Below are 19,818 nucleotides of genomic sequence, written 5' to 3' on the forward strand. Positions count from 1 at the left end.
CGCAATACAGGAGTTTTCGGATGCGCGGTTTATATGTGGCGGCGGCGGCCTTGGTCTTTGGCCCGGCAGCATGGGCCGAGACCCCCAAGGTGGTGACGGATTTCGGGCCAGTACACTCTTTGGTCTCAATGGTGATGGGCGATTTGGGGACGCCTGAAATCTTGCTGCCAATGGGTGGGGATGCGCATGATTTTCAGCTGCGCCCAAGTCAGGCGCGGGATCTGGATTCGGCCGATCTGGTGATCTGGGTCGGGCCAGAAATGACGCCTTGGCTTGGGCGCGCCTTGGAAAGTCTGGGCAATGGGACCAGCTTGCCGCTGCTGGACGCATCGGAAACCCTGGCGCGGGGGTTTAGCGAAGATGCGGCAGAGCATGATCATGAAAGCCACGATCACGGCCATGAAGGCGTTGACCCACATGCGTGGTTAGAGCCGGAAAACGCGCGGATATGGTTGGGGTTGATTGCCGAAGCCTTGGCGCAGGCCGACCCGGCGCAGGCCGCTGTTTACCGCGCCAATGCCGATGCGGCGCAGGAGCAGGTGACAACGATAGAGGCCGACGTAGCCGCGGTTTTGGCGCCCATTCAGGACAAGCCTTTTGCCGCCGCGCATGATGCCTATGGCTATTTCGCCGCGCATTTCGGGCTGAACAATCTGGGCAGTTTGCGGATCGGGGATGCAGCACCTTCGGGGGCGCAGCACTTGGCCGAGTTACAGGCGATGCTGACAGACAAAGGGGCGACCTGCGTTTTCCCCGAGGTTAATCATCAGGATGACGGTGTGCGACAGATGGCCGAGGCAACGGGTGCAAAGCTGGGCGCAGCCTTGGACCCCGAAGGCAGCGCATTGACGCCCGGCCCTGCGCTCTATGGGGATTTGATGCGCGGGCTGGCCAAAGATTTGGCCGAATGTTTGGCAGATCAATAGGTTAGACGACGCGCAAAAACACCGGGCCAGCGCCGATATGGCCAATGATTGCCGCAGGTTCGCCTGCGGCAATCAGCGCATCAAGGGTGATTTGGGCCTGTGATTGCGGCACGGTGGCCAGCAGCCCGCCTGCAGTTTGCGGGTCGTATAGCAGAGCCGTACGCGGGGAATTCGGTGCCGTGATCCGGCCAAGGCACAGCGCACGGTTGGCAGGTGCGATGGTCGAAGCGATACCCATCGCCGCCAGATCCTCGGCCCCGTGCAGCAGGGGAACGGCATCAAGGTTCAGGGTGGCGCCCAGCCCTGCGCCTTCGAGCATTTCCAGCAGATGGCCTGCGAGGCCAAAGCCGGTGACATCGGTCATCGCCGTAGCATAGGGGGCCAAAATGGCCGAGGCGCGGCCCAAAGGATGCAACATCGACGCAAAACACGCCGCGACCACCTCGCCCAGCATCAGGTTTTCCACATGGGCCGCGGCCATTTCGGCGGCCAGAATGGTGCCGGTGCCAAGCGGTTTGGTCAGGATGATCGCATCACCTAGCCGCGCCCCCGATTTGGAAATAGGCTTTTGCGCTAGGCCGGTCAGGGAAAAGCCTATTGTCAGTTCGGCCCCGATAGAGCTGTGGCCGCCCAGAATATCGGCCCCTGCGGCGGTGAAAACCGAGGCGGCGGCGGCAAGGATTTCAGCCATGGTTTCGGCCTGTTGATTTGGACCCAAACGCGGCAAGGTGATTTGCGACAGCGCCGATTGCGGTTGCGCGCCCATCGCCCAGATATCGCCCAGCGCGTGAATCGCGGTGATCCGCGCCATCAAACCGGCATCATTGGTAAAGGAGCGCAGGTGGTCGGTGGTCAGCACCTGCACCCCCTGCCCCAGCGCCAGAACCCCCGCATCATCACCGGGCCCGTACAGCACATCGGCGCGGGCGGGTTTGGGCAAGGCCTGAAGCGCCGCTGTCAGGCTAGCGCCGCCCAGCTTGGCCCCGCAGCCGCCGCAGAGGGGTTTATCACCCAGCGCGTCGGCCAGCCCAAGGGCGGCACCGCGCGGCAGTTTGGGCGCGGGCATTGCGGGGTAATCGGCGAATTTCGCCATGAACTTACGGTCGATATGGTCTTTCCACTGCCACAGCCACGCCCCCTCAAGCCGCAGGCCCAGCTTATCGGCGACGGCGCGTTTGCGACCGGTCGAGATGAGCTTGAGGTAGTCGCGCTGCGGTGCGTAGGTGCGCATGGCCGCGCCTGAAAGTGCAGCACGCAGGTTGTGGTACAGAATCGGCGCCTGACGTACTGCGAAAACACCGGCTTTGGGGCGCGGGGCAAAGCCCATATGCGCGCAATCGCCCGCGGCAAAGACCCGTGGGTCGCTGCTTTGCAGGCTGGGGGAAATGGTGATGAACCCTTGGTGCAGGTTTAGCCCTGTGGTTTGCAGCCACGCCTGCGGCTGCGCGCCGGCGACCGACAGGGTGAAATTGGACGGCAGGGTTTGGCCGTTCGTCAGGGTGACGCTGTTGGCGGTGACGGCGGCGGGTTCCGAGTCTGTCAGCAGGGTCACGTTGTAATGGGCAAGCTGCGCCATCAGTGCCGCGCGGGCGCCCGTGCCGATATGCGGCAAAGCGAGGGATTCGCGTTCCAGCAAGGTGATATTGGGTTTGCGCCCGCTGGCCTGCAAGCGGTGGGCCGAGGCCATGGCAAGCTCGGCCCCGCCGACACCTGCGCCGATGATGACCAGATTGGGTGCTTGGGGCGCGGTTTTGACAAAAGCGTCCCATGCCTCGGCATAGCCGCCAAGCGGTTTGGCAGAGGTGGCGTGATCGTCAAATCCCGTCAGGTTTGGCAAGTTTGACGCGATGCCGATGTCGATCGAGGCTACATCATAGCGCAGGCGGCGGCCGTCTTGCAAAATGACCTGCTGGTTGTCGCGGTCAAGGCCGGTCGCGCGGCCAAGCACCACTTTGGCATCGGCAAAGCGGCCAAGGCGCACCAGGTCGATCATCATTTCAGCCCGCGTGTAATGGCCGGCGATATGGCCCGGAAGCATACCGGTATAGGGGGCGACCGGCCCCGGATTTATCACTGTGATGCGGGTGCCTGGCTGGGGGGCCATCCCCCATTTGCGCAGCACCAAAGCATGGGCATGACCGCCGCCGATCAGCACGAGGTCTTGGGTTTGGGGCCATTCGGGGCTGTGCATAGGGTCGGCTTTCTGGGTATTGGTTCTCGGATTGCGTTTGGCCAAACTAGCCGTGGTGGGTGGCAATGGCGATAGGGCAAGCGGCCACAGATGCGTGACTGTTGCGCGGCACAGGTGCGCGGGCTAGGCTGCGCCCGATATATCCTGTTGAAAGGCCCGTTATGACGCGCCCGTCTGCCCGGCTAGAGCTGAACCAAAAGCTATCGCTGAATGCCGCGTTGACCACCTCAATCCGGGTATTGCGGATGGATGCGTCAGGCCTGACGCGCTATCTGGAAGAGCAAGCAGCCGAGAACCCGCATCTGGCGCTGAGGCCTGCAAAGCTGGAGCCAGAGGTGTGGTTGCCGCGCTGGACCGCCGCATTTGCCGCGCAAGGCATGGGCCACGCCGGCAGCCCCGATATTGGCGCACTGCTGCAGGCGCCGGCAATCAGCCTGATCGCACATGTAAGCAACGAAATCGAACGGGTGGTGCAGCCGGCGGATTGGGGTCTGGCCACGGCGTTGATGCAGGCGCTGGAACCGACGGGTTGGCTTGGCCGCCCTTTGGCAGCGATTGCCGCCGAGGCCGGCGTGCCCGAGGCTGAGGCCGAGCGGGTATTGCTGTTACTGCAAGGCATTGAACCCACAGGTATTTTCGCACGATCCCTGGCCGAATGCCTGCAATTACAGGCAATTGAGGCCGGATGCCATGACAGCACTTTGGCCTGTATGCTAGAGCATCTGGATTTGCTGGCCGAAGGTGAAATTGCCCGTTTGGCCAAGATGTGCAGCGTGGATGAGGCTGCCATTATGACGCGCTTGCGGCTGATCCGCAGTTTTGACCCCAAACCCGGCACGCGCTTTGGCCAGGACGCGGCGCCTGTGCGCGAACCGGATTTGGCGGTATCGCGCGGGGTTGAGGGTTGGGTGGTGCGGCTGAACCGTTCATCCTTGCCGGATGTGCAGATTGTTCCGCCTGCGGGCGACGGGCATGATGCCGTGGCTTTGGCCCATGCGCGCGAGGTGCAGCGTATGGTGCACAGTCGCAACCAGACCTTGCTGCGCGTTGCCCAAGACATTTTGAAACGTCAGGAAAAGGTTTTGAGCCAAGGGCTTGAACAGTTGCAACCGATGTCGATGCAAGAGGTGGCGGCCAGTGTGGGCCTGAATATCAGCACTGTCAGCCGTGCGATTGCCGGCGTGTCGGTGGATGCCCCGCGCGGCACGATCTGGCTGCGCGCGCTGTTTACCGAGGCGGTAGGCGGCGCAGAAAGCGGTGTTGCAGCAGGTGCCTTGCGTGCCAAGCTGTTGCGACTGGTGCGCGAAGAAGACCGCGATCATCCGCTGGGCGATTTGGCCTTGGCCGAGGCACTGTCGATGGGCGGGGTGACTGTGGCGCGGCGCACGGTCGCCAAATACCGCAGTTTGCTGGATATTCCGCCCGCACATCGCCGCAAACGCAAGCTTGGCCTGCGCCAAAATTGACCAATCTGGCGTAAGCGGGCAAATTTGGTCGCGGAAAGACTGGGCAAGGCGCAAAAATCCGTCATAACTCGGCTGAACAGCCCGTAGGGGCGGCAATTGGAACAGATGCATGAGCCTTTTTCTGGGTGTGGATACGGGCGGAACCTATACGGATGCCGTGATTTTGGACAGCGAGACGGATCGCGTTTTGGGCAAGGCCAAGTCGCTGACCACGCGCCTCGATTTGGCGCTGGGTATTGGCCGCGCGGTTGATGCAGCCCTAGAGGCGGCGGGCGTGGCACCGCGTGACGTGGCGATGGTGTCGCTGTCAACCACGCTGGCGACCAATGCGTTGGTCGAGGGGCAAGGCGGGCGGGTGGCGCTGGTGTTCATCGGCTTTGACGATGACGATATGGAGCGCGGCGGGTTAAACGAGGCGCTTGGCGGCGACCCTGTGATCCGGCTGGCGGGCGGGCATGGCCATGCGGGGCAGGAAACGGCACCGCTGGACGAGGCCGGCCTGCGGGCTGCACTGGCGCAGCACAGCGTCATGGGCTTTGCCGTGGCCTCGCGTTTTGCCACCCGCAATCCGGCGCATGAACTGGCCGCGCGTGAGATTATCCGAGAAGTGACGGGGCGGCCTGTGACCTGTTCGCACGAGTTGTCGGCCAATCTGAACGGGCCGAAACGGGCGTTGACGGCAGTGCTGAATGCGCGGCTGATCGGGATGATTGACCGGTTGGTGACCGCCTGCGAGCGCCACAACACCAAGCGCGGCATTGACGCGCCTTTGATGGTTGTGCGCGGCGACGGGGCGCTGATTTCGGCGGCAATGGTGCGCGAGCGCCCGATTGAGACGATTTTGTCGGGCCCTGCCGCGTCAATTGTGGGCGCGCGGTGGCTGACCGGAGCCGATGATGCGCTGGTGTCAGATATTGGCGGCACAACGACCGATGTTGCCTTGTTAAAGGATGGATTGCCCGAAATCGACCCTTTGGGCGCGCGTGTTGGCGGCTATCGCACGATGGTTGAGGCAGTCGCGATGCGCACCACCGGCCTTGGCGGCGACAGTGAGGCGCATCTGATTACAGCCGGGCTTGAGGGCGGGTTTCGCCTTGGGCCGCGACGGTTGATCCCTGTATCCTTGCTGGCGGTTGAGCATGGCGACATGGTGCATGAGGCGCTGGACCGTGCGCTATCGGTCGATATGGTGGGCGAGCATGACGGGCGCTTTGTTATCCCGATGGGGTTTGAACCGGCCGGCCTGACACCACGCGAGGCAGGCTTGCTGGCGCGGATCACGCAGCCGATGCCACTGGCGCAGGCGCTGACCTCGCGGTTGGAAGTGGCCGCGATGGACCGTCTGGTGGCCCGCGGTTTGGTGATGCTGTCGGGGGTGACGCCTTCGGATGCCAGCCATGTTTTGGGCGGCTTGACCGATTGGGACGGATTGGCCGCCGAAAAGGCCATTCGCTTGATGGCGCGGCGCCGTGATGGGCGGGGGGACAGGGTGGCCGCAGGGGCGGCACCACTGGCCCAGGCAATCATCGACCAGTTGACCGAGCAAACCGCGACCTGCCTGCTTGAGGCGGCCTTTGGCGAGGACCCGGCCTTTGCGGCCCAAGATGGCGTGGCGCTGGCGGCCCACCCGTTGCTGCGGGCGGGGCTGAACCAGCATCGCGGCGTGGTTGAACTGTCGGCGCGGATTGGGGTGCCGGTGATCGGGCTTGGCGCCTCGGCCCCCTATTATTACGGCGCGGTGGGCACACGGCTGGGGGCGCAAATGATTTTGCCCGAACATGCCGGTGTGGCCAATGCGATCGGCGCGGTGGTGGGGCAAGTCAGCCAACGGGCGGTGGGCGTGGTATCTTCGGCGGGTGAAGGGCAGTTTACAGCGCATATGCCTTATGGCCCCGAGCGGTTTACCAGCAAAGAGACCGCAATCGCGGCGATGCATGGCGCGCTGCTGGCCGATGCCACAGCGCGGGCCCGGTTGGCAGGCGCGGATGAGTTGCTGATTACCAGCGCCCAAGACCTGCGCGAAGCCGAAGTAGAAGGCCAGCCGATGTTCATCGAAGCAACGCTGACGGTGACCGCTTCGGGGCGGCCACGGGTAGCGCATGCCGTGCCGGCCGAGGCGGTGGGTGAGATAGACGTGAGAGGCGTGGTTTACCGGTCTGTTTAAGGCGGCAGGATTAATCTGGTCGGGTTTGGCGGCGAATGCGACAAAAGCCGCCATTTCCCTCTTGACGTCAGGCGACGCCCCCCGTAATCAGCCGCAACAAGTGGCGAGGTAGCTCAGTTGGTCAGAGCACACGACTCATAATCGTGGGGTCGAGAGTTCAAGTCTCTCTCTCGCCACCACTTCCCCCCCGAAATAACGGTTCAGCCCCTGCTAGCGGGCCCGTTTTGCGGGGCGAGGTTGCGGGCCAGCGCAGTCAAACACAGAAAATTCCGTAGGCAGAAAAATCCGCCACGGCGCCAAGCAAATGGCAAAGCACTGCATTGCAAACCGTCGGGCAAAATCTTTGGAATATTCGCACTGAACCGGCTTCATCGTGATGTGCGAAACATCGGTCTGAAAATCGGGCTGCGAGAAAATGTGGCGAGCCGTGGAGGACTCGAACCCCCGACCTGCCCATTAGAAGTGGGCTGCTCTAATCCAGCTGAGCTAACGGCCCGTTGCTGCCACTTTTGTCTCTAACGCTTTGGAATGTCAACTTGGTAACGCCATGCAATGGCAAGCATTTGTTGGCAGGCTTATCAGCGGATTAGACGGATTGGCGCGTTTCGGGCGGCCAATTCCATGCGCCCCCCGCCCGATGCGGACTGTAGGTTAAGGTGCAAGAGGCTAAAAGTGCCGCGTCATGAAAATGCTGTTCGGGTCGGGTTTATAGCCGATGAACGGTTCGCATTCCTCAAAACCCGCCTTGGCATAAAGCGCGCGGGCGGCTTTGAACGTGGGCTGGATGCCAGTTTCAAGGCTGAGGCGCTGCAACCCTGCTGCCCGCGCCTCATCCAGCAGATGGGTTAGCATCTGTTTTGACAGGCCACGACCGCGAACCTCGGCCAGCACATGCATCGACTTGATTTCGGCATGGCCCGCCTCAATCAGTTTGAATGCGCCCATGCCGACAGGAACGCCGGTATCACGCATCACGAAAAACGAAACCTCGGGCACGGCCAGTTGCGCTGCATCCATCATATGGATGCTTTCAGGGGGCGTGTCGGCATGCATATCGGCGGTGTGACGCTCCATCAGCAAGCGCAAGTCTGCGCCCAATGGGCTTTCTTGGGCGATGGCGATTGAAGAATTGGTCAAACTAACCTCGGGAAAGTAAAAATACATTCTGTAACAGTCGGTTACAGCTGGGCCGTTGCCACCGACAGCACGAATAAGGGCAAGATGCCGCGAATGCGTGACGATTGCAACAGTGATGCACCGATGCCTTGGCCTATGGTGGCTAAACTATTCGGCCAACGCCTCGGCCACGGCCAGATCGGCCATTTGCAAAACGGCCTCACGCGAGGCCGCCACCGCGATGAACCGGCCGTTATGGCAGAACTTGGCGCCGACAACACCGCTGGCGGTTTCCAAGGCGGCATCGGTCAGGCCGGCCCATGCTGCGGGCAGATCGGCGCGGTTGTCGAATGTGTCATCGCCGACGCGGATGGTGGACAGCGTCCAATCATCACCGCGCGGGTGGACAGCAAAGAGCAGATGGTCGGCACCGGCCTTTTCAACGCCTGCGCGAAACGGCATGCCCATCGGCAAATCGAGCACACGGCCATCGCCGGCAGCGGTGATCGCGGCCATAACCATGGTTTCGGCGCGGAGTTTCGCAGCCTTGCGCCTGATCTGCGCCTCAACAAAGGCGCGGGCAACGGGCAAGGCGGCCATAAAGGCGCGGTCATCTGCGCCTTCGGCAGTGTCGTCAAACACGGTTTTCAGGCTTTCCAGCAGCGCGGGCAGCGTGAGGCCCGCAAACAGCGGCCCTGCCTCGGATGTGTTGACAGCGCCGTTATCGACAAGATCAACCGGCAGCACGAAACCGCGATCGAATGAGCCCCAGATCGCGTCGATATCGTGATCTGGCACATCCATTGCACGCAGGTAATCGCGGCCATATTGCGCCCAGACCAGCCCGAAAGAGCTGTAAGGATGGCCATCACTCCGCAGCGGGTTCGGGCGCTGGTGGTGGTCGAAAATCTGCGCTTCGGCGTTAAAATCACCGCCCACGTCATAGATGATGCGGTCGGCGGCAGGGGTGATCCATGCCTTGTCGCGGGTGCGGGTTAGCGCGGCATCGGGGAAAAGCCGTGTCAGGATGACCGAGGACAACAGCTCATCCGCGTGAAAGCCGCCGGAATGGGTAACGAGGTGGGTGATGGTCATCATAGGCTCCGGCAGGGCTGAATTAATTTGGGCAGCCGATGAGGCCGCCCCTTAGGTGGTTGTGAATGAAGATCGGGACCATGCCCAAATCAGGGGGCGCAGAAGGGCAAAGCCAGAATTGATCCGGCATCATCCGCGCTGCAGCGCAACCCGAATTTTCAGGCTTAGTGCGTCCAGACCCCGCGCCGGTTGGTGGCGAAGTTGTCGCCATAGCCGCCAGGGCGAATATTGGCTTTGCGGGTCTTGGCCTCGGATACCGCAAATTCAATGCCATGCGCATTTGCATAGGTTTCGGCCGCCTCACGGCTGTCAAACCGCAGCTTTACTTGCGAATTCATATCATCGCTTGACGTCCACCCCATCAACGGATCAACCGAACGGGCCGAGGCCGGCACGAATTCTAGCACCCAGGTTTTGGTCTTGGCAGTGCCGGATTGCATGGCGTTGCGGGCTGGCTGATAGATACGTGCGCGCATAGACTCTGGCTCCTTGGAATTTGCGTGCTGCCATATGGCGGAAAAACAGGGGGTGTTGCAAGCGCTTTGCCAGTTTTCAAAGGTGCTGCCGACCAATCGCTGGGAGTGTGGGTGGGGTGTGTGGTGCGATCGGTCGACAGACTTTGCTGCTTGCTATTGCAACTTGCACCAGGATTTTCCAAATTTCAATCAAAAGATGCAAAGTCGTTTCAAATATCCCTTAAAATTGAACTCTATTCTCTAACCCGATTGCAACCTTGATTAACAACTGCTGAATCCCCCCTTGAACAAGAACAAAAACAGACCATCCTTAGGGGACCCTAAGGAATCAGCATGCCGCACAATAATACCAACGCCCCTGCCCCCCGCCCCGAGGTTCTGACCCGCCCCAAACTGGAAGGCGGCAAGCGGTTTATACTGTCAACGCCGTTCCAACCGGCGGGCGATCAACCCAATGCGATCAAAGAGTTAGCAGGCGGCATTCTGGCGGGTGAGCATGACCAAGTGCTGCTGGGGGCGACGGGTACAGGCAAAACCTTCACCATGGCCAAGGTGATTGAGGAAACCCAGCGCCCTGCGATCATCCTTGCGCCAAACAAGACGCTTGCCGCGCAATTATACGGCGAATTCAAAGGCTTCTTTCCCGAAAACGCGGTGGAATATTTCGTTTCCTACTATGATTATTACCAGCCCGAGGCCTATGTCGCGCGGTCTGATACCTTTATCGAAAAGGAAAGCCAGATCAACGAACAGATCGACCGGATGCGCCACTCGGCCACGCGGGCGCTGCTGGAACGCGATGATGTGATTATCATTGCTTCGGTGTCATGCATTTACGGTATCGGCTCGGTTGAAACCTATTCGGCGATGACCCAAGATCTGATTACTGGCCAGAGTTATGATCAACGGCAGGTGATTGCCGAGTTGGTGGCGCAACAATACCGCCGCAACGACCAAGCGTTTCAGCGCGGGTGTTTCCGCGTGCGCGGCGATTCGCTTGAAATCTGGCCTGCCCACCTTGAAGACCGCGCCTGGCGGTTTTCGTTTTTCGGCGAGGAGCTTGAGGCGATTATCGAATTTGACCCGCTGACGGGTGCGAAAACCGATAGTTTTGACCAGATCAGGGTCTATGCCAACAGCCACTATGTAACGCCGCGCCCGACGATGAACCAAGCCATCATCGGCATCAAAAAAGAGCTGCGGATGCGGTTGGACCAGCTGACCGCCGAGGGCAAGCTGCTTGAGGCGCAGCGGTTGGAACAACGCTGCTCGTTTGACCTTGAGATGCTGGAGGCGACAGGCGTTTGCAACGGGGTAGAGAACTATTCGCGCTATCTGACTGGCCGCGCGCCGGGCGAGCCGCCACCGACGCTGTTTGAATTTATCCCCGACAATGCCATTGTTTTTGCGGATGAATCCCATGTTTCGGTGCCGCAAATCGGCGGCATGTACAAAGGCGACTATCGGCGCAAATTCACGCTGGCCGAGCATGGCTTTCGCTTGCCGTCCTGCATGGATAACCGGCCGCTAAAATTTGAGGAATGGGACGCGATGCGGCCGCAGAGCATCTTTGTGTCGGCCACACCATCGAAATGGGAGCTGGAGCAAGCCGGCGGTGTGTTCACCGAGCAGGTCATTCGCCCTACCGGGCTGATCGACCCCAAGGTCGAAATCCGGCCGGTTGAGGCGCAGGTGGATGACCTGCTGGACGAAATTCGCCGCGTGGCGCAGGCCGGTTTGCGGGTGCTGGTGACGGTGCTGACCAAGCGCATGGCCGAGGATCTGACCGAGTATTTCCACGAACAGGGCATCCGCATCCGCTATATGCACTCGGACATCGACACCATCGAACGCATTGAAATCTTGCGCGATTTGCGGTTGGGGGCGTTTGATGTGCTGGTTGGCATCAACCTGCTGCGCGAAGGATTGGATATTCCCGAATGCGGTCTTGTGGCGATTTTGGATGCTGACAAGGAAGGCTTTTTGCGGTCGGAAACCTCGCTGATCCAGACCATCGGGCGGGCGGCGCGAAATTCCGAAGGCCGCGTGATTATGTATGCCGACAAGATCACCGGCAGCATGGAACGCGCGATGGGCGAAACCGATCGCCGCCGCGCCAAGCAGGTGGCCTATAACGAGCTGCACGGAATCACGCCGACGACCGTGAAAAAGAACGTCGAAGATGTGCTGGCAGGGCTGTGGCAAGGCGATACCGATCAATCCCGGATCACTGCAAAAGTCGACAAACCGATGGTTGGCAGCAACCTTGCGGCGCATCTGGACGGGCTGCGGGTGCAAATGCGCAAAGCCGCCGAAAACCTGGAGTTTGAGGAAGCCGCCCGCCTGCGCGATGAGGTGAAACGGCTGGAGGCCGTAGAACTCGCCATCGCCGACGACCCGCTTGCGCGACAATCGGTGGTCGAAGAGGCTGTCGAGGACGCGCAAAAAATGGCTGGCCGCTCAACAGCCGGACGCGCGGGAATGCGTGGCGGCAAGTCGCGGCCGGGGCGCCGCTAGGCCCCCCGCTCCGCGCTCAGGCCCGCTTGATCAGACGGATCAAGAACAGCACAACCACCGCCCCAATCGTAGCATGGGCGATAGAGGCCAAAATGCCGTGACCAAGGCCAAGCTCTAGCCCAAGCATCGGGAACATCCAGCCGGCGACCAGCGCGCCAAGGATGCCGACAACAATATTGCCCAGCAGGCCAAGGCCATACCCTTTGACCAAAAGACCGGCCAACCAACCGGCAATGCCGCCAACGATCAGCAATACTATCAAACTATTCGCCGCCATTTCATCTCTCCAAAAGCATGGGTTTCAACGTCATAAATCAGGTCAGACCATTTTGACAGGCGAAAACCTGCTTGGGTGTAAGGGTTTAGAACGCTTCGACCACCTCATACATCACCGGCTCAAAGCGGCTGCACAGGCCGGAAATCACGCGGTTGCGCTCTCGCATTTCGGGTGTGCGCAGCATCGCCTGAAAATCCTCGCGCTTTTGCCACTTGGAATAATTGGCAATGCGGGTTTGCGCGTCATTCATGTGCAGACCCGCCCCCAAGAAACCCGGCTGGTGGCGGATAAACTCGGCATAGGCCGATTGCAACGCCTCCATCAGATCGGCGGCGGTCCCCGGCGTCATCTCGAACGTGGTGAGTACGGTTTGCCCTGTAAAGTCTTTGCTAATCTCTGGCATCGAACGGCCCTCCCTTTGCGCCTTCATGGTACAAACGCCACGGGACCGCGCAAGCGAATTATGGCCCTGCCTTGCCCAAGCCGCCACAATCCCTTGCTTTTTGACATAACTGCCCTTATGTAGTGAAAGCGACGTTATCTCTATCGACCACTGTCTACCGCCTTACGGCCACAGCAACTCGATTACTGGCTGACGTGCCGAGCCGCCGCATGGTGTGGGCGGAACTAAGACAGGAGATCTCACGATGGCCAAGGGCACCGTGAAATGGTTTAACGAAACAAAAGGCTTCGGCTTTATCGCGCCCGAAGGCAGCAGCAAAGACGTGTTCGTGCACATCACTGCACTGGAACGCGCTGGCCTGCGCACTTTGGCTGACGGCCAAGCAGTCACCTTCGACATCGAAGCTGGCCGTGACGGTCGCGAATCTGCGACAAACCTTGCGCTTGCATAAGCCAGCTGCCTGATTTGTCAGGTTCTTGAAATACAAAAGGGCGGGCCTGATGTGCCCGCCCTTTTTGCATTTTGGCTTGGTGGCGCTGCATCGCTCAGGCAACGTGGAACACCAAACGGCCGCGGGTTGCATGTTCGAACCCGACACGCAATGCCATCGCCGATAAAGGCGCACGAAGCACAATGGGCGCGTTGATGTCGGCCGGAAACTCTGGCGCGGGGCATGCGGTTGAAACGAGGATGACCGGCATTGAAACGCCGCCCATATGCATCAGCGAAACCAGTTTGTGCCCAGCCTCTAGCCCACCAAACGGGTCGCAATCGATGACAAACAAGCCAAAACCGGTGCGATCCGTGCTTAATGTTTCAAGGGCTGCAAAACCATCTGTTTCCATATCAATCACACCGCCGAGCGCTGTGATGGCCATAACAATCCGGTCATGGGCATCGGCCCCTTCGGCGGCCAAAAGCAATACACGTACGCCCCAGCCGATATGGCCCGAAACCTCTGTTTGGTGCTGGTATGAAAACTGCATGGCGATCCCCTGAGATGTGGCGCAAATTTGGACATGGTTTCGAACCCCGACAAACGTCAGGTTGACCCTTTCAGTGCTTTTGTCGGAGTGGCAGCCGGAGTGAATTTTCAGCTGCACGTCACACGGTCGGCCATTGTGCCGGTCTGATTCGAGTTTGCATGAAAAGCTTGTGCGAAAGGTTACGTGCCATCGGGAATGGCGATTGTTTGACGGCTATTTCCGGACAATTCTAGCGATCGCTGTCAGAACCTTGGCAGCGCAAAAGCGGCATTTACGGCGCAAGGCCTAAACGCGTTTTTCGGGCAGATCGGGAGGGGCGACATTGCCGAAAAGCTTTGCTTGCCCGCGCCCGGCATTTTTGGACGCATAGAGCGCCTCATCCGCATCGCTCAGCATCTTGTCGGCACTGGGCTGGGCGTAATCGGTTGAGATTGTAATGCCGATACTTGCCGAAATCCGGCAAACCTGCCCCTGAAAATCACTGGGCTCGGTCAGTTTTTCAACGACCCGCTTGGCGATATTAAACAGCTTGTCCGGATCTGTTAAATCTTTGAAAACGACGACGAATTCATCCCCGCCAACGCGCGCGACGGTGTCACCCGCCCGCGTTTGCGATAGCAACACTTTTGCAACCACCTGCAACACAAAGTCACCCGCCGCATGGCCCAAAGTATCATTTACGGCTTTGAAATAATCCAAGTCGATATGCATCAGGCCAAAGGGCACCTTGCGATCAATCATCATCGACATCGCAACATCCAACGCCCGGCGGTTGCGCAGGCCCGTCAGTGTGTCGGTCAAGGCTTGCTCTTCTGCGGCATCCCGCGCGCCTTGAAGCCGCAGGTTCATTTGCCGCAGCTCATCGGTTACGGCGGTTTTTGCCTCAACCAGATAGAGCAGTTCCATCGCAAGATCAGTGGCCGCAAAATCGGCATCCGTCAGATGATGGGTGGCCACAGCCTTGATGACATCGATTCCAAAAGACAGGTTGACCAGCACACCCTCATTCGCCGGAAGGCAGACCGCAATGCCCCGCAACCCTTGAACATCACCCACCTCTTTCGGGATGATCTGCAAACGCTCGCCATCATGCCGACGCATATCAGCCAAGGTCAGGACGCCCCCCGGACGACGCACTTCGAACAGATCAAAAAAACTGGCGCCTTCAAGCTGCACCGCGCCAAAAACCTTGCGCAAGGTACTGCCGGCCGATTCAATGACACCCCGGCCAGAAACCCAAAGATGCATAGGCATCACGCAGTTCAGCGCCTGCCTGTCTATCTGCATTGGACCTTTGGTCATCAATTATTCACCTTTTCAATCGGCCCGGGCCGCCAAATCAAAGCTGCGCCCCTGTGCATACGAAACTTCAAGCAGTTGAATAAGAACCATTTCGCCGTCGAGGCTGTAACCATCGTGGTCGAGAAGGGCCAAAGCCCCATAATCATCTGCCATCGCACGCAGCAGACCGACAATCACATGGCCCGCCCCTTCAAGCGGAAAGCGGCATTGTAGCATATAAATACTTGGGTTTATTTCATACAGATCCATCACCGGCAAATCAAGATCGGGCAAGGCCAACTTTCCGCGCCCCGGCGTATCCTCTAACGTATGCAGAAAATCTTTGAAGGTGACACCGCCAAAGCGCAGCAAGCGGCGCAAGGCATCCGAACTGTGGTTCGAAACCAGAAACGTTCCCAAATCTTCCAAAATGGTTTCCCGTGGGCGCATCAAAACACGCACGCTGGCCGCAAGCAGGCTTTCTGTCATGGCACGGTCATAGGTTTGCATGGCCTCAAACCCGTCAAGGCCGATGCCCGACTGGCGCGAAATTTGCGCCCATGCAGTTTCGCCATGCATATCCCGCACGTAACATTGGATTGCTCGGTTAATCAGACCATGCATTCTTTGGATTCCCTCATTCAGCGCCAAAGCTAAAGGAGAACCCTTAATTTTCAGCCCACGCCGATAGTGGCATTTATCTAAAAACGGCTGCAAATTGGCGGGCAGCAATCTGCTGCGTTTTGTGCAAGCTCTTGTTTTCACAACGCTTCACCTGCAGCGCCGTGAACCTATATTGCGGCTCGCGCTACGGGTTTTGCTTTTGCGTCAATTTTTCCTGATTTGGTCTGTTTTGCCCCAGGCCCGCATTTTCGCGCAGCAGATTCTGCATGGTTTCGTGTAAACTGTATAAATATCAGTGAATTAGCTTGGCGCGCGCCCCTCTTCCCTCGGATCAAATTCCCAGATATACCCTGCGCATGACGCAAAATCCGCCAAACCTTCGCCCTGATCTCGCCCCCAAAGTTCGGATTTCCGAACCCCGCCGTGATGGTCAGCCTATGATCGGTATGGTCAGCCTTGGCTGCCCCAAAGCGCTGGTTGACAGCGAGCGCATCCTGACGCGCCTGCGGGCCGAAGGCTATGCCATTTCACCCGACTATTCCGGCGCAGATGCGGTTATTGTGAACACCTGCGGGTTTCTTGACAGTGCCAAAGCCGAAAGCCTTGATGCGATTGGCGAGGCGCTAAAGGAAAACGGCAAGGTGATCGTGACCGGCTGTCTGGGCGCCGAGCCGGATTATATTCGCGAGCATCACCCCAAGATTTTGGCCGTCACCGGCCCGCATCAATACGAGCAGGTTTTGGACGCCGTGCATCTGGCCGTGCCGCCCTCGCCTGATCCGTTTATCGACCTTTTGCCAGCCAGTGGCGTGACCCTGACGCCGCGCCACTACAGCTATCTAAAGATTTCCGAGGGCTGCAATCACAAGTGCAAGTTCTGCATTATCCCCGATATGCGCGGACGCCTGCAATCACGCCCGGCCCATGCCGTGCTGCGCGAGGCGGAAAAGCTGGTGGATGCAGGTGTGCGCGAACTTTTGGTGATTTCGCAAGATACCAGCGCTTACGGCGTTGATATTAAACATGCAATCGACAAAAATCATCGCGCGCATATCACCGATCTGGCGCGTGATCTGGGCTCGCTTGGCGCTTGGGTGCGGCTGCATTACGTCTATCCCTACCCGCATGTGCGCGACCTGATTCCGCTGATGGCCGAGGGGCTGATTTTGCCCTATCTGGACATTCCGTTCCAGCACGCCCACCCCGATGTGCTGCGCCGCATGGCCCGCCCTGCCGCCGCCGCCAAAACGCTGGATGAAATTGCCGCGTGGCGTGCCACCTGCCCCGATATTACCCTGCGCAGCACCTTTATCGTCGGCTATCCCGGCGAGACCGAGGCCGAGTTCCAAACCCTGCTGGATTGGATGGATGAGGCGCAGCTGGACCGCGTGGGTTGCTTCCAATACGAAAACGTCGCGGGGGCGCGCAGCAACGCCCTGCCCGACCATGTGCCGGATGAGGTAAAGCAAGACCGCTGGGACCGTTTTATGGAAAAAGCGCAAGCAATTTCCGAGGCCAAGCTGGCGGCCAAAGTCGGCCAAACCATTCAGGTGATCGTGGACGAGGTTGATGCCGAAGGCGCCACCTGCCGCACCAAGGCCGACGCCCCCGAAATTGACGGCAACCTGTTTATCGACGAGGGTTTTGAAGGGCTTGCGCCGGGGGATATCGTCGCGGTGACGGTTGAAGAAGCGGGAGAGTATGATTTGTGGGGGCGGTTGGTTTGAGGGCGGATATGAGGTCAGATAAATGAAACTCACCCTTATCTACGAAGGCCCGCTCAAGGGAAACAGCGCAGGTACAGACGAAAAAGGCGCGATCAGGCATGCACTTTCCCCTCAGCTTTCCAACTTCTGGCAGGGCACGGAATTTCTGCGTGATTGGAAGAACCCAGAATACTGGCTGCCAACCGACTATGAAGGTCTCTCGCTTTCCCAAGCCCTAGCCAACGAGCATTTGAAGTATGGTGTGCGTTTTGTCCCGCTTGCCTTCAAAAAACTTAACCTGAAATGCAGGCTAAAGATTACGCTTCTCGCTGCCCAAAACCAGTTTACCCTCATGACATCCGGCGACCTAGACAATCGCGTTAAAACTCTTGTCGATGGGCTGCATATCCCTGCAAGCGAACAGGAGATGAGCGATTTTCTAAAGAGCCAGTACAAAGAAGCCCCACTCTATTGCCTCATGGCAGATGACGACCAGATAACCGAATTTTCAGTTCGTCAGGAGGTACTATGGTCGGCAACTCAAGAGGATTTCCACAAGGGTATCGTCAAGGCAATCATCGAGGCGGAGGTATACCCAGCACTCGTGACAATTGACGGTACTGTATTTTTGTAACTCTTTTTTTGTTTCTAGTCCCCTCAATTGAAGACTTGCTAAGTTATTTTGCAACGACCACTAAAGCGATTTACGCAATTTCTCGCTAATCGGAAAGATGGGCGACTACGCCCGCGAACAGATCTTTCACATCCGCGATTACTCACTTTATGCGCCGCGTAATTTTGACCTTTCGCCATATTTTGAGGTGGTTAAGCCGACGATACGCGGCGGATTTGATCACCGCAAACTGGTCTGGGACAGTTCTGCATCGCCGCAGTTGGATGCCCCACAAACAAACCTTTGACCATACAACGCTTGGGCTATACCGTTGGCGAAAGTCCAAAAAACAGGATGCCCCAATAATGGCCGACACCCCGAAAATCGCACAAAAAGCCCCCTTTCCGGTTGAGGTAGAGGAAGGCAAATCCTACTTTTGGTGCGCTTGCGGAAAGTCGGCCAAGCAGCCGTTTTGTGACGGGTCGCACAAGGGGTCTGAATTCTCGCCAGTGAAATACACGGCCCCAGCCAGCAAAAAGGTGTTTTTCTGTGGTTGCAAGCATACGGGCAAAGCGCCGCTCTGTGATGGCTCACACAAGGCGCTTTGACCTGAATTACCGCTAGCCGATTACAGTCGGCCGACCGTGTAAATCGGTGCCAGTTCGCCGCCCCATTCGCCGTGATACAGCGACAAATAGCGGTCAGCCTGCGTGATGCCGGTTTTCAAACTGTCCACGATGGGCGCAAGATAGGCCTCTTCACCATGCCCGCGCGCGGCAAGCCCTGCTTGCGACAGCGCAACAGCAGCGCGCGCCAGATCGGCCAGTTTCACGCCTTCGGCTTCGGCCTCTAGCCCTTTGACCGAGGCCGCAACGCGCAAGCCTTCGCGGGTATCGGCGTCAAAGCCTTTGACCAAATCCCAAGCGGCATCGAGTGCCGCAGAATCGTACATCAGGCCCACCCAGAACGCGGGCAAGGCGACCGTGTAGTCACGGCTGCCCATATCGGCGCCGCGCATTTCGATATATTTCTTCACCCGCGCTTCGGGGAACACGGTTGTCATGTGGTCGGCCCAGTCGGAAAGCGTCGGCTTTTCGCCGGGCAAAGCAGGCAGTTCGCCCTTTAGGAAATCGCGGAAGGATTGGCCCAAGGCATTGATATATTTGCCATCGCGGTAGACAAAATACATCGGCACATCCAGCACCCAATCGACATAGCGCTGAAAGCCGGCCCCTTCTTCGAACATAAACGGCAACATGCCCGTGCGCGACCCGTCAAGCCCGCGCCAGATGCGCGACCGCCAGGATTTATGGCCGTTCGGCTTGCCTTCAAAGAACGGCGAGGACGCAAACAGCGCCGTTGCCACCGGCTGCAAGGCCAGCGCCACGCGCATCTTTTTCACCATGTCGCCCTCGGACGCGAAGTCGAGGTTCACTTGCACCGTGCTGGTGCGGTACATCATCTGCGTGCCATGCGTGCCCACATGGCCCATGTAATCGGTCATCAGGCGGTAGCGGCCCTTGGGCATCCGGTCCATCTGGTCATGCGTCCATTCGGGGGCAGCGCCTACGCCCAGAAAGCCCACGCCCATCGGATCGGCGATTTGGCGCACTTCGTCCAGATGCTGGTCAAGCTCGTCCGCGACATCGCCAATCGTCGCCAGCGGCGCGCCAGAAAGCTCGAACTGGCCGCCGGGTTCAAGGCTGATATTGGCACCGTTGCGCTGAAGGCCGATCAGATGGCCCTGCTCTTCAACTGGTTCCCAGCCAAAGCGGTCGCGGATGCCTTCGAGCATCTTGCGCACCGAGGCGGGCCCGTCATAGGGCAAAGGCGCATGCGTATCGGTTAGAAAGCCGAATTTTTCATGCTCGGTGCCAATGCGCCATTCAGATTTTGGTTTGCAGCCGCTTTCCATATAGGCGGCAAGCTGGTCAAAACTTTCAATCGGGCCACCACCGGATTGGGGAATAGACATGG

At 59.0% G+C, this 19,818-nt stretch carries 19 protein-coding genes and 2 tRNA genes; 10 read left to right on the plus strand and 11 right to left on the minus strand.

Features of this window, described 5'->3' with window-relative positions:
- Positions 1-20 precede the first annotated feature (20 nt).
- The gene (locus AKU79_RS14370) at positions 21-926 is read left to right on the plus strand and encodes a zinc ABC transporter substrate-binding protein (RefSeq protein WP_050524282.1); all 906 of its coding nucleotides are present in this window, start codon (positions 21-23) and stop codon (positions 924-926) included.
- A gap of 1 nt (position 927) precedes the next feature.
- Here AKU79_RS14370 and selD read toward each other — a convergent pair whose 3' ends face one another.
- Positions 928-3,162: a selenide, water dikinase SelD gene (gene selD, locus AKU79_RS14375; RefSeq protein ID WP_331458391.1), complete on the minus strand. Its 2,235-nt coding sequence runs from the start codon at positions 3,160-3,162 to the stop codon at positions 928-930.
- Positions 3,163-3,278: 116 nt separating this feature from the next.
- Between selD and rpoN the strand changes: the two genes are divergently transcribed.
- From rpoN to AKU79_RS14390, 3 genes are all read left to right on the plus strand, one after another.
- Entirely contained in the window at positions 3,279-4,583 is a 1,305-nt protein-coding gene (gene rpoN, locus AKU79_RS14380; RefSeq protein WP_050524284.1) for an RNA polymerase factor sigma-54, read from the plus strand.
- Between the two features lie 109 nt (positions 4,584-4,692).
- On the plus strand, positions 4,693-6,747 hold the full coding sequence (locus AKU79_RS14385) for a hydantoinase/oxoprolinase family protein (RefSeq protein WP_050524285.1): 2,055 nt from the start codon (positions 4,693-4,695) through the stop codon (positions 6,745-6,747).
- A gap of 102 nt (positions 6,748-6,849) precedes the next feature.
- Positions 6,850-6,926 (plus strand) — tRNA-Met (locus AKU79_RS14390).
- Between the two features lie 239 nt (positions 6,927-7,165).
- Here AKU79_RS14390 and AKU79_RS14395 read toward each other — a convergent pair.
- From AKU79_RS14395 to AKU79_RS14410, 4 genes are all read right to left on the minus strand, one after another.
- Positions 7,166-7,243 (minus strand) — tRNA-Arg (locus AKU79_RS14395).
- Positions 7,244-7,413: 170 nt separating this feature from the next.
- Entirely contained in the window at positions 7,414-7,911 is a 498-nt protein-coding gene (locus tag AKU79_RS14400; RefSeq protein WP_050524286.1) for a GNAT family N-acetyltransferase, read from the minus strand.
- A 120-nt stretch (positions 7,912-8,031) separates the two neighbouring features.
- Positions 8,032-8,958 carry an MYG1 family protein gene (locus tag AKU79_RS14405; RefSeq protein WP_050524401.1) on the minus strand — a complete coding sequence of 309 codons (927 nt, stop codon included), beginning with the start codon at positions 8,956-8,958 and terminating at the stop codon, positions 8,032-8,034.
- A gap of 164 nt (positions 8,959-9,122) precedes the next feature.
- Complete coding sequence (locus tag AKU79_RS14410) at positions 9,123-9,434, minus strand: ETC complex I subunit (RefSeq protein WP_050524287.1); 312 nt, start codon at positions 9,432-9,434, stop codon at positions 9,123-9,125.
- Positions 9,435-9,767: 333 nt separating this feature from the next.
- Here AKU79_RS14410 and uvrB point away from each other — a divergent pair, with 333 nt between their 5' ends.
- Positions 9,768-11,951 carry an excinuclease ABC subunit UvrB gene (gene uvrB / locus AKU79_RS14415; protein WP_050524288.1) on the plus strand — a complete coding sequence of 728 codons (2,184 nt, stop codon included), beginning with the start codon at positions 9,768-9,770 and terminating at the stop codon, positions 11,949-11,951.
- 16 nt (positions 11,952-11,967) lie between these two features.
- Here uvrB and AKU79_RS14420 read toward each other — a convergent pair whose 3' ends face one another.
- Together AKU79_RS14420 and AKU79_RS14425 are read right to left on the minus strand one after the other, a co-directional pair.
- Complete coding sequence (locus AKU79_RS14420; protein ID WP_050524289.1) at positions 11,968-12,228, minus strand: GlsB/YeaQ/YmgE family stress response membrane protein; 261 nt, start codon at positions 12,226-12,228, stop codon at positions 11,968-11,970.
- A gap of 85 nt (positions 12,229-12,313) precedes the next feature.
- Complete coding sequence (locus tag AKU79_RS14425) at positions 12,314-12,631, minus strand: antibiotic biosynthesis monooxygenase family protein (RefSeq protein WP_050524290.1); 318 nt, start codon at positions 12,629-12,631, stop codon at positions 12,314-12,316.
- A 244-nt stretch (positions 12,632-12,875) separates the two neighbouring features.
- Here AKU79_RS14425 and AKU79_RS14430 point away from each other — a divergent pair, with 244 nt between their 5' ends.
- Positions 12,876-13,082, plus strand: a complete 207-nt coding sequence (locus AKU79_RS14430) for a cold-shock protein (protein ID WP_050524291.1) — start codon at positions 12,876-12,878, stop codon at positions 13,080-13,082.
- A 94-nt stretch (positions 13,083-13,176) separates the two neighbouring features.
- On the opposite strand, the gene AKU79_RS14435 is transcribed toward AKU79_RS14430, so the two are convergent.
- The 3 genes from AKU79_RS14435 to AKU79_RS14445 all read right to left on the minus strand — a co-directional run bounded on the left by AKU79_RS14435 (position 13,177) and on the right by AKU79_RS14445 (position 15,522).
- On the minus strand, positions 13,177-13,617 hold the full coding sequence (locus AKU79_RS14435) for a hypothetical protein (RefSeq protein WP_050524292.1): 441 nt from the start codon (positions 13,615-13,617) through the stop codon (positions 13,177-13,179).
- Between the two features lie 285 nt (positions 13,618-13,902).
- Positions 13,903-14,919 (minus strand): GGDEF domain-containing protein, encoded by a 1,017-nt coding sequence (locus AKU79_RS14440; RefSeq protein WP_050524293.1) that lies wholly within the window; start codon positions 14,917-14,919, stop codon positions 13,903-13,905.
- Between the two features lie 15 nt (positions 14,920-14,934).
- Positions 14,935-15,522 carry a heme NO-binding domain-containing protein gene (locus AKU79_RS14445; protein WP_050524294.1) on the minus strand — a complete coding sequence of 196 codons (588 nt, stop codon included), beginning with the start codon at positions 15,520-15,522 and terminating at the stop codon, positions 14,935-14,937.
- A 356-nt stretch (positions 15,523-15,878) separates the two neighbouring features.
- On the opposite strand from AKU79_RS14445, the gene rimO reads away from it, so the two are divergent.
- The 4 genes from rimO (at position 15,879) to AKU79_RS14470 (ending at position 18,449) form a co-directional block, all read left to right on the plus strand.
- Positions 15,879-17,249, plus strand: a complete 1,371-nt coding sequence (gene rimO, locus AKU79_RS14455) for a 30S ribosomal protein S12 methylthiotransferase RimO (RefSeq protein ID WP_050524296.1) — start codon at positions 15,879-15,881, stop codon at positions 17,247-17,249.
- A 22-nt stretch (positions 17,250-17,271) separates the two neighbouring features.
- Positions 17,272-17,862 (plus strand): hypothetical protein, encoded by a 591-nt coding sequence (locus AKU79_RS14460; protein WP_050524297.1) that lies wholly within the window; start codon positions 17,272-17,274, stop codon positions 17,860-17,862.
- Positions 17,863-17,959: 97 nt separating this feature from the next.
- Positions 17,960-18,148, plus strand: coding sequence for a hypothetical protein (locus AKU79_RS14465; RefSeq protein ID WP_050524298.1), 189 nt, complete (start codon positions 17,960-17,962; stop codon positions 18,146-18,148).
- 58 nt (positions 18,149-18,206) lie between these two features.
- Positions 18,207-18,449 (plus strand): CDGSH iron-sulfur domain-containing protein, encoded by a 243-nt coding sequence (locus AKU79_RS14470; RefSeq protein WP_050524299.1) that lies wholly within the window; start codon positions 18,207-18,209, stop codon positions 18,447-18,449.
- Between the two features lie 20 nt (positions 18,450-18,469).
- Here AKU79_RS14470 and AKU79_RS14475 read toward each other — a convergent pair whose 3' ends face one another.
- On the minus strand, positions 18,470-19,816 hold the full coding sequence (locus AKU79_RS14475) for a glutamate--cysteine ligase (RefSeq protein ID WP_050524300.1): 1,347 nt from the start codon (positions 19,814-19,816) through the stop codon (positions 18,470-18,472).
- Positions 19,817-19,818: the final 2 nt, after the last annotated feature.

This window comes from Pseudorhodobacter wandonensis, from assembly GCF_001202035.1.
In the GTDB taxonomy this organism is placed as follows: domain Bacteria; phylum Pseudomonadota; class Alphaproteobacteria; order Rhodobacterales; family Rhodobacteraceae; genus Pseudorhodobacter; species Pseudorhodobacter wandonensis.

Coding starts and splice junctions, on each gene's coding strand:
- AKU79_RS14405 (WP_050524401.1), bottom strand. CDS start 8,958: ATGACCATCACCCACCTCGTTACCCATTCCGGCGGCTTTCACGCGGAT.
- AKU79_RS14445 (WP_050524294.1), bottom strand. CDS start 15,522: ATGCATGGTCTGATTAACCGAGCAATCCAATGTTACGTGCGGGATATG.
- AKU79_RS14425 (WP_050524290.1), bottom strand. CDS start 12,631: ATGCCAGAGATTAGCAAAGACTTTACAGGGCAAACCGTACTCACCACG.
- AKU79_RS14430 (WP_050524291.1), top strand. CDS start 12,876: ATGGCCAAGGGCACCGTGAAATGGTTTAACGAAACAAAAGGCTTCGGC.
- AKU79_RS14420 (WP_050524289.1), bottom strand. CDS start 12,228: ATGGCGGCGAATAGTTTGATAGTATTGCTGATCGTTGGCGGCATTGCC.
- AKU79_RS14470 (WP_050524299.1), top strand. CDS start 18,207: ATGGCCGACACCCCGAAAATCGCACAAAAAGCCCCCTTTCCGGTTGAG.
- rpoN (WP_050524284.1), top strand. CDS start 3,279: ATGACGCGCCCGTCTGCCCGGCTAGAGCTGAACCAAAAGCTATCGCTG.
- AKU79_RS14465 (WP_050524298.1), top strand. CDS start 17,960: ATGGGCGACTACGCCCGCGAACAGATCTTTCACATCCGCGATTACTCA.
- rimO (WP_050524296.1), top strand. CDS start 15,879: ATGACGCAAAATCCGCCAAACCTTCGCCCTGATCTCGCCCCCAAAGTT.
- AKU79_RS14475 (WP_050524300.1), bottom strand. CDS start 19,816: ATGTCTATTCCCCAATCCGGTGGTGGCCCGATTGAAAGTTTTGACCAG.
- AKU79_RS14385 (WP_050524285.1), top strand. CDS start 4,693: ATGAGCCTTTTTCTGGGTGTGGATACGGGCGGAACCTATACGGATGCC.
- uvrB (WP_050524288.1), top strand. CDS start 9,768: ATGCCGCACAATAATACCAACGCCCCTGCCCCCCGCCCCGAGGTTCTG.
- AKU79_RS14400 (WP_050524286.1), bottom strand. CDS start 7,911: ATGTATTTTTACTTTCCCGAGGTTAGTTTGACCAATTCTTCAATCGCC.
- AKU79_RS14435 (WP_050524292.1), bottom strand. CDS start 13,617: ATGCAGTTTTCATACCAGCACCAAACAGAGGTTTCGGGCCATATCGGC.
- AKU79_RS14460 (WP_050524297.1), top strand. CDS start 17,272: ATGAAACTCACCCTTATCTACGAAGGCCCGCTCAAGGGAAACAGCGCA.
- AKU79_RS14370 (WP_050524282.1), top strand. CDS start 21: ATGCGCGGTTTATATGTGGCGGCGGCGGCCTTGGTCTTTGGCCCGGCA.
- AKU79_RS14440 (WP_050524293.1), bottom strand. CDS start 14,919: ATGACCAAAGGTCCAATGCAGATAGACAGGCAGGCGCTGAACTGCGTG.
- AKU79_RS14410 (WP_050524287.1), bottom strand. CDS start 9,434: ATGCGCGCACGTATCTATCAGCCAGCCCGCAACGCCATGCAATCCGGC.